Raw genomic sequence first — 13,048 nt, 5'->3', positions numbered from 1 at the left:
TCATTCTCAGGCGCGTTGTTGATGAATAAAAGCCGCGAGCGTGGCAACGGAATAGAAGTGCTGACGCATCTCGTCACTTTCGGCAGAAAGCACTACGCCGTACTGATTTTTTACCGCCAGCCCCAGCTCAAGGGCGTCGATTGAGTCCAGACCGAGGCCGTCGCCAAAGAGCGCGGCGTCTGTATCAATATCCTCTGGGGTAAGTTCTTCCAGATTCAGCGTAGAGATAATGAGATTCTTAATTTCAAGATAGAGCGCTTGCATCTTTCGTTCCTGACAAAGATTGAAGACCGGTTGTTAACTGATGCTGCATATGCCGGTTTAACTGCCTTGCTGCCAGCGCGGGTTCGTGCTGACTCGCATCATAAAAATCATGAATGTTGATGCGTTCGCGAACATCCACGGTGAAAACAGGTTTGTTGGGGGGCACGTTATACCAGTTGCTCTGTTTATCCAGCATCCGTTCGCTACAGTGGATCACCACCACGCGCACGGCGCTGTTGCAGCGAACGGCGATATTCGCCGCCCCACGTTGCAGGGTAATGGCTTCCCCCACTCGGGTGCGGGTGCCTTCAGGGAAGATAAGCAGGGTGTCGCCCTGGGCCAGACGCTGCTGGCTTGCGGCAAGCAGCGTGTCGGCTTCGCTGTTAATCAGATAGTCCGCCGCGCGGATCACGCCGCTGACGAACGGGTTACGCAGCAACGCGCTTTTCACCAGACAGTCAGTTTCGTTCATCACCGACGCCAGCAGAACGTAGTCCAGCAGCGAGGGATGGTTCGCAATCACCAGACAGCCCCGCTCGGCGCGCAAAACGTCCAGGTTGTTGAAACGGTAATCCAGTACCCCTACACCGCGTACCACCGCGAGGAACAGGCGGAAACTGGCAGAAATAGTGCGGCGTGCCAGGCGGCGACGTTGGGTGCGGTCACGCTGGAAAATCAGCAGCAGGTTAAACCACACCAGCGACAGCGTCAGCCCGCCGAGGCCGAACAGGGCGAAGCACAATCCGGTCATCAGCATGCGCCATACCCGATCGAGGCGGGAACGTAACCCTCTCATTGGCGCGTCCATTGCCACAGCAGGCGCTCGCCCGGCAGGGTAAACTGGCGCTCGTCCCGCAGGTAATGGCGCAGGAACTGCAGGCTTTGCGGCAGCGCGGGCTCTTCAGGCCTGCGGTTGGCGTGCGTTTCACAGCTGAGCGTATTTCCGGCCTCAATTACCAGCGCCAGCGCGTAGGGCCAGACGGGCATCTGCGGCGGCAGCCCGGCGTGATAAAACTCCGGCAGCAGACCGTCGAAATCTACCAGCAACACGCGTGAGTAGCCCGCATGTAGCAGACTCAGCACCTCGCATAAGCTCTGCTGGAAGGTATCCATACCGGCGGAAACCGACGAAGAGACAACAGGCTGACGCGCGGCGATAGTGAGATTGCCGACCGCCGAGTTGTGTACCGACATGGCAAAATCGGTGGGGGAAACGGGCTGATCTGCCGCCAGGGCCTGGAGAATACGAAAATTGCGTTCCAGCTCCCCGTGACGGCTGCTGTAGACGACGGCGTCGATGCGGTGTTTGCGCAGCATCATCAGGCCAAGATCGACGGCCAGCTTGCTGCCTGAATTCAGGCGGCGGGCGGTCATCATCGGCAGATCGGTCAGTTTCGCCAGCGGTGCATCAGGATTGATGGCGTCAGACCGGCGTGACCATGCCTGCCATTCGTCGGCATCGCTGAGTCCTGGCGCTCTTGCCTGCCAGTCGATAAGGGTAAGTGTAAATTTCATCTACGCGCGTCCGCGATAAACTTGTTTCTGTGACTTTTTCTTCGCCAGCGCGATTTGCTGCGCACATCGTACAATGTTGTCGTCGCGCTGGCGAATAAACGTCACTTTTAACCCTTTCCACCCGGTTATCCCGGCAAACGGCTTTTTGGCCGACCCGGACCCAGCAGAATGGCGAGTTTACTGCCTCCTTTCGTGGTTTCCATCCAGATTTTACAGACGCTGGTGAGCGGCACGGAGAGCAGCATGCCCACCGGTCCCAGCAGCCATCCCCAGATCAGTAACGATAAAAACACCACCATCGTCGACATGCCCAGACGGTGACCCATCATGCGCGGTTCGAGAATATTGCCCAGCACCATATGCACGACGAGGAACAGCGCCCCTACCAGCATGCACTCATAAAAACCGTTAAACAGGAACGCCTGGATCATCGGCGGAACGGCAGAAAGCACCGCGCCGATATTGGGCACGTAGTTCAGTAAAAACGCCAGCACGCCCCACATCAGCGCGAACTGCACGTCCAGCAGCACCAGCCCCAGCCAGACGATCACGCCGGTCCACAGGCTTAACAGCGTTTTCAGCGCCAGATATTTGGACACACCCTTCAGCGCGCGATGCAAGCCGGCAATGTGGATCTGCGGATTGTTCAGGGCAAAACGCAGCTTATACGGCACGTGGCGCACTTCGAACAGCATAAACACCACCGTCATCACCAGCAGCAGAATGCTGGCCATTGCCCCGGAAAGCCCGGTCATCAACGTGGTGGCGTAGGTCATCACCTTCTCGGAATCCATCCGGCGCAGCATCCGTTCCGGTGAGATATGCAGATTCACGAACGGCAACATGCGCTGGAGATCGACCAGCTTGCGCGTCAGCTCTTTATTGTACTGCGGCAGCATGGTGGAAAATTCGCTCAGCGAGGCGGCGAGCACGCCGAACAGCGCCGTCAGGACAACCAGCATCACCATCACCACAATGGTAATCGCGACCGGGCGGCTGATGCCCCGGCGTAAAAACCACGTCACCAGCGGGTTGAGGACGATGGCGAAAAACAGCGCCAGCAGAAGCTGAACAATGATATCCGCCGCCGCATGGATACCCGCAAGGATAACCACCAGGCAGGCGAGTTTTAATAAAATATGAAGTCCGGCTTTGTCGGGCGGGCTGGCAGTCATAAGAATTCCTTTTTCCGGGGGGCTTGCTAATTGTAGTGCGCCGGATTCGCTTCGTCTGGAGCGTTAGTCTTAAAGTCATGGAAAAAAAATGGCCCCCGGCGCAAGCGACGGAGGCCACGTCATCCTGGTGAACGATTACTGGATCACGAGGGTGTTAATGATGTTTTCAGCGGTTGCCTGCGCTTTTTGCTGATTATCTGCAGGCAGAGTGATCTGCATGGTCAGCAGTTTATTATCTACCTTGCCGAGAACCACGGAGGAGTAAGCGGTCTGGCCTTTGGCGGAGATGATGCTGTCCAGCTGTTGCAGCGTGTGGCCTTTCAGCTCGATAGACTTATTGGTCACCACCTGAAGCTGCGGGTCGCGGCTGCGCTGCTGATCTTCCAGACGTTTGGACAGCACACCCAGATCTTCGCTGGTATCGTCACCGACAATCACAATGACTGCTTTTTGCCCGGTGGCATCGGAGTAGACGTGCATGTTGTTCGCCTGGGTGCCCAGCTTACCGCTCTGATCGGTCATGTCCGCGGGCAGAGAGAAACTGAGTTTGCCATCCATCAGGCTCACCGGCTGACCGGTGGCGTTGCTTTCTGCTGACGCGCCCTGAGCAGGCGTTTTGGTGTCGCTGTTATCACAGGCTGCAAGGCCAACAACCAGCAGGCCAATCCCGACATATTTAACCAGATTGCGCATTGACTTCTTCCTTTCGATAAACGGCCATAGCGGCTCATTCGTTCATCTTATCACAACTGATAAAGCGAACCCTTAACCTGCCTGCAATGCGGACATTTCAGATTTATCTGCCAGTCTTTTCAGCAGCATATTCAACAGCACGCCGTACATCGGCAGGAAGAAGACCAGGCTGATAAGCACCTTAAAGGCGTAGTCCACCAGAGCGATTTCCATCCAGTGTTCTGCCATGAAGGCGTCCGGGCTGCGCCAGAAGGCAATGAAGAAGAAGGCCAGCGTATCGCTCACGTTACCGAACAGCGTGGAAGCCGTTGGTGCCATCCACCAGCGATGGTTCTGACGCAGGCGGTTAAACACGTGGACATCGAGGATCTGCCCCAGGGCATAGGCCATAAAGCTGGCGGCGGCAATACGCGCGACGAACAGGTTGAAATGCGTCAGGGCTTCGAAGCCCTGCCAGCTTCCCATGTAAAACAGCGAGGAGATGGCGTAGGAGACAAACAGTGCCGGGATCATCACCGCAAAAATAATCCGCCGCGCCATCGGTGCGCCAAAAATACGCACGGTTAAATCCGTCGCAAGGAAAATGAACGGGAAACTGAACGCGCCCCAGGTGGTATGGAAACCAAAAATGGAGATGGGGAGCTGTACCAGATAGTTACTGGAGATGATCACCAGCAGATGAAATAGCGAAAGCCAGAACAACGCCTTGACGCGTTGCGATTGTGTAAAGGAGTTCATATTGTACCTTTTTGATTAATATTTGGGGTGAGGGAACCCAATAAAGCCGCCGCATGATACTGCTTTAACGACACTTTGCAATGGCTAATTTTCACGCAATCGTTAACCTGGTTTGCATTGGCGATAGCGGGGCGTAAACTACAGCCGTTTTTACCTGAACGAGAAGAACATGACCGACCTGTTTTCCAGCCCAGACCACACGCTTGATGCTCAGGGCCTCCGTTGCCCGGAGCCGGTAATGATGGTGCGTAAGACCGTCCGTAACATGCAGAGCGGCGAAACGCTGCTGATCGTCGCCGATGACCCGGCCACTACCCGCGATATTCCCGGTTTTTGTACCTTTATGGAACATGAACTGGTAGCGCAGCAAACCGAGACCTTGCCGTACCGGTATTTGATTCGTAAGGGGTAAGTGCGGCCTGATGCTCGGCGGCGCTTCGCTTGCACGGGCCTACGGGTGTAGTAGGTCGGGTAAGGCGCAGCCGCCACCCGACAAGCACCCATCACAATTTCGAACCATCGTTTCAAAATTTCGCGCTTTTTGTGAGGCGCTTCACCCTCCTTTTTCCAGCCGTAGTCTAATTTTTAAACGTCAAAAACTAAAACATCGTTTTAACGCTTATTTCACTACCCTGGAGTTGACTCAATGAAAACGACCCTCAAGCCGTTACTGGCTGCTCTGTGCCTGTCTGCTTTTGCCTGCACCGTTTCTGCCCAGACCATCAAAGCCGCCGATGTGCATCCTGAAGGCTACCCGAACGTGGTGGCGGTTCAGCAGATGGGTGAAAAACTCAAACAACAAACCGATGGCAAGCTGGAGATTAAGGTCTTCCCCGGCGGCGTGCTGGGGGATGAAAAGCAGATGATTGAGCAGGCGCAGATGGGGGCGATAGACATGATCCGCGTCTCTATGGCGCCGGTTGCCGCCATCCTGCCGGATATCGAAGTGTTTACGCTGCCCTACGTATTCCGCGATGAAGACCACATGCACAAGGTGATCGACGGGGATATCGGCAAGCAGATTGGCGACAAGCTGACCGCCAACCCGAAATCGCGCCTGGTCTTCCTCGGCTGGATGGATTCCGGCACCCGCAACCTGATCACCAAAGAGCCGATCGTTAAACCGGAAGACCTGAAAGGGAAGAAGATCCGCGTCCAGGGTAGCCCGGTGGCGCTGGCCACGCTGAAAGCGATGGGGGCGAACTCGGTGGCGATGGGCGTCAGCGAGGTTTACAGCGGCATGCAGACCGGGGTGATCGATGGCGCGGAGAACAACCCGCCAACCTTTATCGCCCACAACTACATGCCGATCGCCAAAAACTACACGCTGAGCGGCCACTTTATCACTCCGGAAATGCTGCTCTACTCCAAAGTGAAATGGGACAAGCTCAGCGCTGACGAACAGCAAAAGATCCTGACGCTGGCCCGCGAAGCGCAGTTCGAGCAGCGCAAGCTGTGGAATGCGTATAACGACCAGGCGCTGGCAAAAATGAAGGCTGGCGGCGTGAAGTTCCACGATATCGACAAAACGGTGTTCATCAAAGCCACTGAGCCGGTGCGCGCGCAGTATGGCGACAAGCATCAGGATCTGATGAAAGCCATCGCTGACGTTCAGTAATCCGGAGTACGTATGTCCGAACTCTACCTGAAGTGGATGGATCGTCTGTACCTGCTCGCCATGGCGGTGGCGGGTCTCTCGCTGCTGGTGATGACGATTGTCATCCCCATCGGCATCTTCTCACGCTACGTGCTCAATCGCGGCGAATCCTGGCCGGAACCGATCGCCATTATCTGCATGGTGACGTTTACCTTCATCGGCGCGGCGGTGAGCTACCGCGCCGGGTCGCATATTGCGGTCAACATGCTTACCGACCGCCTGCCCGCGTCGCTGCAAAGGCTGTGCGCGCGGGTAGTGGATCTGCTGATGCTGCTTATTTCTGGCCTGATGTGCTGGTACAGCTACTGGCTGTGCGTTGAGCTGTGGGAGCAGCCGGTGGCGGAGTTTCCGCTCTTGACCTCCGGCGAAAGCTATCTGCCTCTGCCTGTCGGGTCGGCCATTTTGATCCTGTTTGTGCTTGAACGCCTGCTGTTTGGCTCGCAGGAAAACCGTCCGGTCGTGCTGATCGGCAATCACAGTTAAGGGGTGAACAATGGATGCTTTTGTTTTGTTATTCACCCTCGCCATTTTGCTGGCGCTGGGGATGCCGGTGGCCTTCGCCGTCGGCTTAAGCGCCGTGGCGGGCGCGCTGTGGATTGACCTGCCGCTGGAGGCGCTGATGATCCAGATCACCAGCGGGGTCAATAAATTTACCCTGCTGGCAATCCCGTTCTTCATTCTTGCCGGGGCGATCATGGCGGAAGGGGGCATTGCCCGACGGCTGGTGAATTTCGCCTACGTGTTCGTCGGCTTTATCCGCGGTGGGCTGTCGCTGGTGAACATTGTCGCCTCGACGTTCTTCGGCGCGATTTCCGGCTCGTCGGTGGCGGATACGGCGTCTATCGGCAGCGTGATGATCCCGGAGATGGAGAAGAAGGGTTATCCGCGCGAATACGCGGCGGCGGTGACGGCCAGCGGGTCGGTGCAGGCGATTCTGATCCCGCCCAGCCACAACTCGGTGATTTACTCCCTGGCGGCGGGGGGAACGGTCTCCATCGCCACGCTGTTTATCGCGGGCGTGCTGCCGGGCCTGCTGCTGGGCGTGAGCCTGATGGTGCTCTGCCTGTGCTTCGCCCGCAAGCGCGGCTACCCGAAGGGGGACAAAATCCCGTTCAGGCAGGCGCTGAAAATTATGCTCGATGCCCTGTGGGGGCTGATGACGGTGGTGATTATCCTCGGCGGGATCTTGTCCGGGATTTTTACCGCCACCGAATCTGCCGCCGTGGCCTGCCTGTGGGCGTTCTTCGTCACCATGTTTATCTACCGCGACTACAAGTGGAGCGAACTGCCGAAGCTGATGTGCCGCACGGTGAAAACCGTCACCATCGTGATGATTTTAATCGGCTTTGCCGCGGCGTTTGGGGCGGTGATGACCTACATGCAACTGCCGATGCGCATCACCGAATTCTTCACATCGCTCTCCGATAACAAGTACGTGATCCTCATGTACCTCAACATCATGCTGCTGCTGATTGGCACGCTGATGGACATGGCGCCGATCATCCTGATCCTGACGCCGGTGCTGCTGCCGGTGACCAATGCACTGGGTATCGACCCGGTGCATTTTGGGATGATCATGATGGTTAACCTGGGAATTGGGCTGATCACGCCGCCGGTCGGGTCGGTGCTGTTTGTGGCGAGTGCGGTGAGTAAGCAGAAGATCGAACACGTGGTGCGGGCGATGCTGCCGTTTTACGGTATGTTGCTGGTCGTGCTGGGGATGGTGACGTACATTCCGGCGATTTCATTGTGGTTGCCGGGGCTGTTAGGAATGCAGTGACGCGTGCGGCCTGATGCCCTCACCCCGGCCCTCTCCCGCGGGGAGAGGGGGTAAACACGAGAACCGGCAACCCGGTTGCCGTTTCACTTTTACCTTTGACGCAACAACCGCAACGCGTTCGCCGTAACCAGCACCGTCGCCCCCGTATCCGCCAGTACCGCCAGCCACAGTCCGGTCATGCCGAGCAGCGTGGTGATCAGGAAAATCCCCTTCAGACCCAGCGCAATGCCGATGTTCTGCCGAATATTGGCGCGCGTCGCCCGCGCAAGTTCTATCATCTGCGCCAGCCCGGTCAGGCGGTTGTGCGTCAGCGCCGCGTCGGCGGTCTCCAGCGCCACGTCGGTGCCGCTGCCCATCGCAATGCCGATGGTGGAAGCTTTCATTGCCGGGGCATCGTTTATTCCGTCCCCGACCATCGCCAGCGGGGCGTTGCTGTTCAGCTCGGTTACCGCGCTGACTTTATCCGCAGGCAACAATCCGGCCTTAAACTCCAGCCCCAGCTCGCCTGCAATCGCCGCCGCCGCGCGCGGATTATCGCCGGTCAGGATCACGCCCTGTACTCCCAGCCTGTGTAGCGCGTCGACGGCGTCTTTCGCATCGTCACGCAGGGTGTCGCGCAGCGCCAGCATGCCCATCGACACACCGTCCTGCATCACGGTAACGACCGTCTGCCCGGCCTGCTCCAGCGCCTCAACCTGTGGAGTAGAGCGCGCGTCCGCCGCGGCGATCAGCACTTTTTTGCCTTCGACCACAGCTTCAATCCCTGACCCGACCAGCGCTCGCTGGGCCGTTGCCGGAGGGATGTTCAGCCCGCGGCCCTTCGCTTCACGCACAATCGCCTGCGCCAGAGGGTGGGTGGAGCCCTGCTCCACGGCAGCGGCCAGCGTCAGCAGGGCGTCTTCACTGATGTCCTGCGGATACACGCCGGTCACCTGCGGCTTGCCGACGGTCAGCGTGCCGGTTTTATCGAAGGCGATGTGCTGGACCTGACTCAGTTGCTCCAGCGCCGCGCCGCCCTTAATCAGCGCCCCGCGACGTGCCGCCGCCGCCAGCCCGGAGGTAATCGCCGCCGGGGTGGAGATCACCAGCGCACACGGACAGCCGATCAGCAGCAGCGTCAGCCCTTTGTAAATCCAGCCCTCCCACGGTGCGCCGAAGAACAGCGGCGGGACGACGGTGACCAGCAGCGCCACCAGCATGATGGCGGGGGTGTAAATCCGGCTGAAGCGATCGATAAAGCGTTCTACCGGCGCGCGGCGCTCCTCGGCCTCTTCAATCAGCCTGAGGATGCGGTCGATGGCGCTGTCGCCCGGTTCGGAAAGGACCGTCAACTGCACCAGTCGGTCGACGCTGGTGGCGCCCGCAGGCACCTTTTCACCCGCCGCGCGCGCAACCGGGATGGATTCCCCGGTCAGGGCACTTTCGTCAAAACTTGCGGTGGCGGTAACGAGGGCCCCATCGGCTGGCAGACGTCCGCCTGCGGGCACTTCAATCACGTCACCCGGGCGCAGGGTGTTGATGGCGACCGTTTCACGCTGACCATCAATAACCCGCGTGGCGGTTTCCGGCTTTAGCGCCATCAGCGCGCTCACCCCTTTACGCGCCCGGCTCGCCGCCCAGCCCTCAAGGCGTTCGCCAATTAAGAACAGCAGCAGCACCATCGCCGCTTCCGCCGTCGCGCCAATAAACAGCGCCCCGATAGCCGCCACGCTCATCAGCGTTTCGATGGCAAACCAGCTGCCGCTTCTCATCAGACGCAGCGCCTGACGGGCAATCGGGAACAGGCCAACCAGCGTGGTGGCGATAAACGCCAGGTTGCCGAACGGGTGGTTGATCTGCTCCAGCCCCCAGCTCAGGGCCATCATGATGATGAGGGTGATAAGGGGCAGATTTTCTTTTAGCGGAGACGTTTTTTCTGCGGGCGCCGTTTCGCTGCGCAGGGTATAACCCGCTTTGCTGACGGCGGCTTCAACCTGTCTGCTGACGTCGTTTTCGGCGCTGACCAGCAGCTTTTCAGTGGCGAACAGCACCTGAACGTGGTTCACACCCGGCACCTGCTTCACCGCGTTTTCCACTTTGCGGGCGCAGGCCGCGCAGTCCATGCCGTTGACGACCCAGCTGTAGTGATTGCCGCTTTCAGGCAGCGTTTGAGTTTGCGTTTCGCATGCGCCCTCGCAGCAGCAGTCCTCTTTTGGCGGAACCGGGCTGAGCTTAAGTGCCGAGAATTTGGGAACTTTTTTAGGTATTTCTGGAGTCGACATGGCAGTCTCCGGTAATGATAATTTTCTCATTAACCGCAGCATACACTCTGGAGTCGACTCCAGAGTCAAGCGTTATTTAGATATACAGCGAACGCACAATCAGGAAGTGTCCGGCAAAGTAACAGGCGGCAGAAATCGCATTATCCGCACGGAAGCGGCGGCGATAGTGGCTGCCCAGCCAGACGATGTTACCCAACAGCAACAGTGCGGCACCGAAGAACGCGGACATCGCAGGCGCTGTCGGACGGAAGAACCACAGCTCGCCCGCCAGCCACACCATCACCAGCGTCATGGCGATAAACGTACACACCGGCAGACGCATCTCTTCCAGACGCGACCAGATCACCGCGATCAGCAGGGCGCCAATCACCAGCAGCACCAGCGGCAGCGGCCAGAAGATGGAGAGCGTCATCTGGCTGGCAAAGTAGATGGTATAGAGCAGATGCGACAGGAAGAATGCCCCCACGGCGTACAGCAGACGCTGGCGCGGCAGCAGGGTTAAGGCATCGCCAATCAGGGACGCACACAGCCCCGCGAGGACAAGATAGCTGATGGCGTTAAACATCGGTGCCTGCCAGGCAAGCAACAGCAGGAGCAATAGCGTGACGGGTTTAAACAACCAGCGCTGCCAGGCTGGGCCACGGTAAGACGCATCGACGTAAAGCCATGCGGAAAAACAGACAGCGATAAATGACCAAAGCATATTAACTCCCTGTAACTGTTGAGGCTGAATGATCAGTTTCTGATCCAGTGTAGTGACGCGAGCGGGCGTTTGGCAATGCCGGGGCAGGCGAGGTATCCTGAATTCCGCATAATCTGATGGGATTTTTCAATGAGCAAGATGCCGCTGTTTTTTATTGTCGTGCTGGCGATTATCGTCATTGCCGCCTCGTTTCGCTTCGTGCAGCAGCGCCGTGAGAAGGCCGACAACGATGCCGCGCCGCTGATGCAAAAGCGCGTGGTGGTGACGAACAAGCGCGAGAAACCGCTTAATGACCGCCGATCCCGCCAGCAGCAGGTGACGCCTGCGGGCACAACGATGCGCTATGAAGCGAGCTTTAAGCCGGAAACCGGCGGGCTGGAGATGACCTTCCGACTGGAGGCGCAGCAGTACCACCAGCTGACGGTGGGGGAGAAAGGCACGCTGAGCTACAAAGGGTCGCGGTTTGAAGGGTTTGAACCGGAGCAGTAATTTTCCCCTCACCCCGGCCCTCTCCCCGAAGGGGAGAGGGTGTAAGCGTCCCCTCTCCCCTTCGGGGAGAGGGTTAGGGTGAGGGGGTTACTTCTTCACCTGCGTCTTAAACTTCTTCATCCACACCAGCAGCTCAAATACGCCGAAAATAAACACCCGCAGCTGCTGCCAGCCGGTCATCGGTGGGCTATCTTTCGGCAGTCCGTTTTTCAGCATCACCATCTGCAAGGCATGCATGAACGCGGTGAAAATCAGCGCCACGTTAATGAAGATATTCAGCGGACGCGGGAACGGGTGCACCAGATTCAAAATCAAAAATGCCCAGACGCCCAGCATCAGCAAGCGCCCTACGTTAATCAGTACTGGCATCGGATCCTCCTTGTGCCTGACGATGATACAGACGATAAGCCACCTGGCCGGCGACCTTCTCGCGGTGCAGATCCCAGTGAACGGGAACGGGCGGCAGACCATTTTCCACTTCGCTTTCAACGTAAATCAGCGCGTCGTCTGCCAGCCAGCCATTTTTTTCCAGCAACGATAATGTCTCTTCCAGCAGCCCTTTACGGAACGGCGGGTCAACAAACACCACGTTGAACGGCGTCCCCTGTTGCGCGAGGAAGCTCAGCGTGTTGGTATTCACCACTTTGGCGTTGGTTGCTTTCAGCGTAGCCAAATTTTGCTGCAACGTCTGCGCGACGCCGCGCTCCATCTCCAGCAGCGTGGCGCTCGCAGCATAGCGCGACAGCGCTTCCAGCCCTAATGCACCGCTTCCGGCGAAGCAGTCCAGGCAATGGGCGTCTACCATTGACGGGGCGAGCCAGTTAAACAGCGTCTCGCGAACGCGGTCCGTGGTAGGGCGTAAACCGGGGCTGTCCGGCACCGGTAATTTCCGGCCTCGCCACTGACCGCCGATAATGCGAATTTGTCCGGCCGGGGCGCGGGTGGGTTTCTTCATCTCAGGAAAGCTCTGTTAACAATGCCCTGCGATTGCGGGCGGTGATGTCAATTAAGTAAAGTGTTAGACTATTTCATCATTTTTTTAGCTTCCCTGTATATAGCGCCGCGAGGAGTGTAGTCGCAGATGGCAAAACAAAAAAAACGTGGCTTCTTTTCCTGGTTGGGTTTCGGTGAAAAAGAGCAAGAAACAGAACAGAAAACCGAAGAACAGCAGGTTGTAGAAGAGCAGTCACAGCCTGAAACGCCTGTCGAAACCGCTGCGGTTGTCGAAGCGGAAGAGCCAGCCCACAGCAAAGAAGAGATTGAATCCTTTGCTGAAGAGGTGGTTGAGGTTACTGAACAGGTTCAGGAGAGCGAAAAACCAGAGCCGGTTATCGTTGAAACCCTTACCGAAGCGCCGCAGGCCGCTATCGAACACGAAGCGCTGCCGCTGCCGGAAGAGGTGAAAGCTGAAGAAGTTTCTGCCGAAGAGTGGCAGGCCGAAGCGGAAACCGTTGAAATTGTTGAGGCGGTGGAAGAAGAAGCGGCCCTTGAGCCAGAGCTGACCAACGAAGAGCTGGAGGCCCAGGCGCTGGCGGCGGAAGCGGCTGAAGAAGCGGTCATCGTCGTGCCGGTGGAAGAGCAGGCCGTAGAAGAGATCGTTCAGGAGCAGGAAAAACCGACCAAAGAAGGTTTCTTCGCGCGCCTGAAGCGCAGCCTGCTCAAAACCAAAGAAAACTTAGGTTCCGGATTTATCAGTCTGTTCCGCGGCAAGAAGATCGACGACGATCTGTTTGAGGAGCTGGAAGAGCAACTGCTGATTGCGGACGTGGGCGT

At 57.8% G+C, this 13,048-nt stretch carries 16 protein-coding genes; 6 read left to right on the top strand and 10 right to left on the bottom strand.

Annotated elements, in window-relative coordinates:
• Positions 1–6: 6 nt before the first annotated feature.
• From ACOTX2_RS15760 to ACOTX2_RS15735, 6 genes are all read right to left on the bottom strand, one after another.
• Positions 7–264 (bottom strand): phosphopantetheine-binding protein, encoded by a 258-nt coding sequence (locus ACOTX2_RS15760; protein ID WP_003861263.1) that lies wholly within the window; start codon positions 262–264, stop codon positions 7–9.
• On the bottom strand, positions 245–1,060 hold the full coding sequence (locus ACOTX2_RS15755) for a lysophospholipid acyltransferase family protein (RefSeq protein ID WP_058677289.1): 816 nt from the start codon (positions 1,058–1,060) through the stop codon (positions 245–247). Before ACOTX2_RS15755 ends, ACOTX2_RS15760 begins: the two co-directional genes overlap by 20 nt.
• Positions 1,057–1,779, bottom strand: a complete 723-nt coding sequence (locus ACOTX2_RS15750) for a beta-ketoacyl synthase chain length factor (RefSeq protein WP_063148114.1) — start codon at positions 1,777–1,779, stop codon at positions 1,057–1,059. Before ACOTX2_RS15750 ends, ACOTX2_RS15755 begins: the two co-directional genes overlap by 4 nt.
• A 125-nt stretch (positions 1,780–1,904) precedes the next feature.
• Positions 1,905–2,954, bottom strand: a complete 1,050-nt coding sequence (locus ACOTX2_RS15745) for an AI-2E family transporter (RefSeq protein ID WP_003861270.1) — start codon at positions 2,952–2,954, stop codon at positions 1,905–1,907.
• Between the two features lie 135 nt (positions 2,955–3,089).
• On the bottom strand, positions 3,090–3,647 hold the full coding sequence (locus ACOTX2_RS15740; RefSeq protein ID WP_022649677.1) for a DcrB family lipoprotein: 558 nt from the start codon (positions 3,645–3,647) through the stop codon (positions 3,090–3,092).
• A 72-nt stretch (positions 3,648–3,719) separates the two neighbouring features.
• Positions 3,720–4,385, bottom strand: a complete 666-nt coding sequence (locus ACOTX2_RS15735) for a 7-cyano-7-deazaguanine/7-aminomethyl-7-deazaguanine transporter (protein ID WP_063148115.1) — start codon at positions 4,383–4,385, stop codon at positions 3,720–3,722.
• A gap of 169 nt (positions 4,386–4,554) precedes the next feature.
• On the opposite strand from ACOTX2_RS15735, the gene tusA reads away from it, so the two are divergent.
• From tusA to ACOTX2_RS15715, 4 genes are all read left to right on the top strand, one after another.
• A complete protein-coding gene (gene tusA / locus ACOTX2_RS15730) occupies positions 4,555–4,797 on the top strand; it encodes a sulfurtransferase TusA (RefSeq protein WP_000130627.1) in 243 nt (80 codons plus the stop codon).
• Positions 4,798–5,031: 234 nt separating this feature from the next.
• Positions 5,032–6,003, top strand: coding sequence for a TRAP transporter substrate-binding protein (locus ACOTX2_RS15725; protein WP_022649675.1), 972 nt, complete (start codon positions 5,032–5,034; stop codon positions 6,001–6,003).
• A 12-nt stretch (positions 6,004–6,015) separates the two neighbouring features.
• Positions 6,016–6,525, top strand: coding sequence for a TRAP transporter small permease (locus ACOTX2_RS15720; RefSeq protein WP_023298808.1), 510 nt, complete (start codon positions 6,016–6,018; stop codon positions 6,523–6,525).
• Between the two features lie 10 nt (positions 6,526–6,535).
• Complete coding sequence (locus tag ACOTX2_RS15715) at positions 6,536–7,822, top strand: TRAP transporter large permease (protein WP_022649674.1); 1,287 nt, start codon at positions 6,536–6,538, stop codon at positions 7,820–7,822.
• An 89-nt stretch (positions 7,823–7,911) separates the two neighbouring features.
• On the opposite strand, the gene zntA is transcribed toward ACOTX2_RS15715, so the two are convergent.
• Entirely contained in the window at positions 7,912–10,083 is a 2,172-nt protein-coding gene (gene zntA, locus ACOTX2_RS15710; protein WP_063148116.1) for a Zn(II)/Cd(II)/Pb(II) translocating P-type ATPase ZntA, read from the bottom strand.
• A 76-nt stretch (positions 10,084–10,159) separates the two neighbouring features.
• Positions 10,160–10,786, bottom strand: coding sequence for a lysoplasmalogenase (locus tag ACOTX2_RS15705; protein ID WP_022649672.1), 627 nt, complete (start codon positions 10,784–10,786; stop codon positions 10,160–10,162).
• A gap of 129 nt (positions 10,787–10,915) precedes the next feature.
• Between ACOTX2_RS15705 and ACOTX2_RS15700 the strand changes: the two genes are divergently transcribed.
• Positions 10,916–11,275: a DUF2500 domain-containing protein gene (locus ACOTX2_RS15700; RefSeq protein WP_022649671.1), complete on the top strand. Its 360-nt coding sequence runs from the start codon at positions 10,916–10,918 to the stop codon at positions 11,273–11,275.
• 87 nt (positions 11,276–11,362) lie between these two features.
• Here the strand turns inward: ACOTX2_RS15700 and ACOTX2_RS15695 are convergent, their stop codons facing one another.
• Positions 11,363–11,644: a DUF1145 family protein gene (locus ACOTX2_RS15695; RefSeq protein WP_046620682.1), complete on the bottom strand. Its 282-nt coding sequence runs from the start codon at positions 11,642–11,644 to the stop codon at positions 11,363–11,365.
• Entirely contained in the window at positions 11,628–12,230 is a 603-nt protein-coding gene (rsmD, locus tag ACOTX2_RS15690; protein ID WP_022649669.1) for a 16S rRNA (guanine(966)-N(2))-methyltransferase, read from the bottom strand. Before rsmD ends, ACOTX2_RS15695 begins: the two co-directional genes overlap by 17 nt.
• A gap of 126 nt (positions 12,231–12,356) precedes the next feature.
• On the opposite strand from rsmD, the gene ACOTX2_RS15685 reads away from it, so the two are divergent.
• On the top strand, positions 12,357–13,048 hold a 692-nt coding region (locus ACOTX2_RS15685), incomplete at its 3' end, for a signal recognition particle receptor subunit alpha (protein WP_421625940.1).

Origin of the sequence: Enterobacter cloacae complex sp. IR5412 (assembly GCF_049237385.1) — a bacterium.
Lineage (GTDB): Bacteria > Pseudomonadota > Gammaproteobacteria > Enterobacterales > Enterobacteriaceae > Enterobacter > Enterobacter intestinihominis.
Note: the sequence above shows the minus strand (reverse complement) of the source record. Positions and strands in the feature narration are given on the sequence as shown.

Excerpts from the sequence above, each read along its gene's own strand:
- ACOTX2_RS15760 (WP_003861263.1), bottom strand. The coding sequence starts at position 264 with ATGCAAGCGCTCTATCTTGAAATTAAGAATCTCATTATCTCTACGCTG.
- ACOTX2_RS15755 (WP_058677289.1), bottom strand. The coding sequence starts at position 1,060 with ATGAGAGGGTTACGTTCCCGCCTCGATCGGGTATGGCGCATGCTGATG.
- ACOTX2_RS15750 (WP_063148114.1), bottom strand. The coding sequence starts at position 1,779 with ATGAAATTTACACTTACCCTTATCGACTGGCAGGCAAGAGCGCCAGGA.
- ACOTX2_RS15745 (WP_003861270.1), bottom strand. The coding sequence starts at position 2,954 with ATGACTGCCAGCCCGCCCGACAAAGCCGGACTTCATATTTTATTAAAA.
- ACOTX2_RS15740 (WP_022649677.1), bottom strand. The coding sequence starts at position 3,647 with ATGCGCAATCTGGTTAAATATGTCGGGATTGGCCTGCTGGTTGTTGGC.
- ACOTX2_RS15735 (WP_063148115.1), bottom strand. The coding sequence starts at position 4,385 with ATGAACTCCTTTACACAATCGCAACGCGTCAAGGCGTTGTTCTGGCTT.
- tusA (WP_000130627.1), top strand. The coding sequence starts at position 4,555 with ATGACCGACCTGTTTTCCAGCCCAGACCACACGCTTGATGCTCAGGGC.
- ACOTX2_RS15725 (WP_022649675.1), top strand. The coding sequence starts at position 5,032 with ATGAAAACGACCCTCAAGCCGTTACTGGCTGCTCTGTGCCTGTCTGCT.
- ACOTX2_RS15720 (WP_023298808.1), top strand. The coding sequence starts at position 6,016 with ATGTCCGAACTCTACCTGAAGTGGATGGATCGTCTGTACCTGCTCGCC.
- ACOTX2_RS15715 (WP_022649674.1), top strand. The coding sequence starts at position 6,536 with ATGGATGCTTTTGTTTTGTTATTCACCCTCGCCATTTTGCTGGCGCTG.
- zntA (WP_063148116.1), bottom strand. The coding sequence starts at position 10,083 with ATGTCGACTCCAGAAATACCTAAAAAAGTTCCCAAATTCTCGGCACTT.
- ACOTX2_RS15705 (WP_022649672.1), bottom strand. The coding sequence starts at position 10,786 with ATGCTTTGGTCATTTATCGCTGTCTGTTTTTCCGCATGGCTTTACGTC.
- ACOTX2_RS15700 (WP_022649671.1), top strand. The coding sequence starts at position 10,916 with ATGAGCAAGATGCCGCTGTTTTTTATTGTCGTGCTGGCGATTATCGTC.
- ACOTX2_RS15695 (WP_046620682.1), bottom strand. The coding sequence starts at position 11,644 with ATGCCAGTACTGATTAACGTAGGGCGCTTGCTGATGCTGGGCGTCTGG.
- rsmD (WP_022649669.1), bottom strand. The coding sequence starts at position 12,230 with ATGAAGAAACCCACCCGCGCCCCGGCCGGACAAATTCGCATTATCGGC.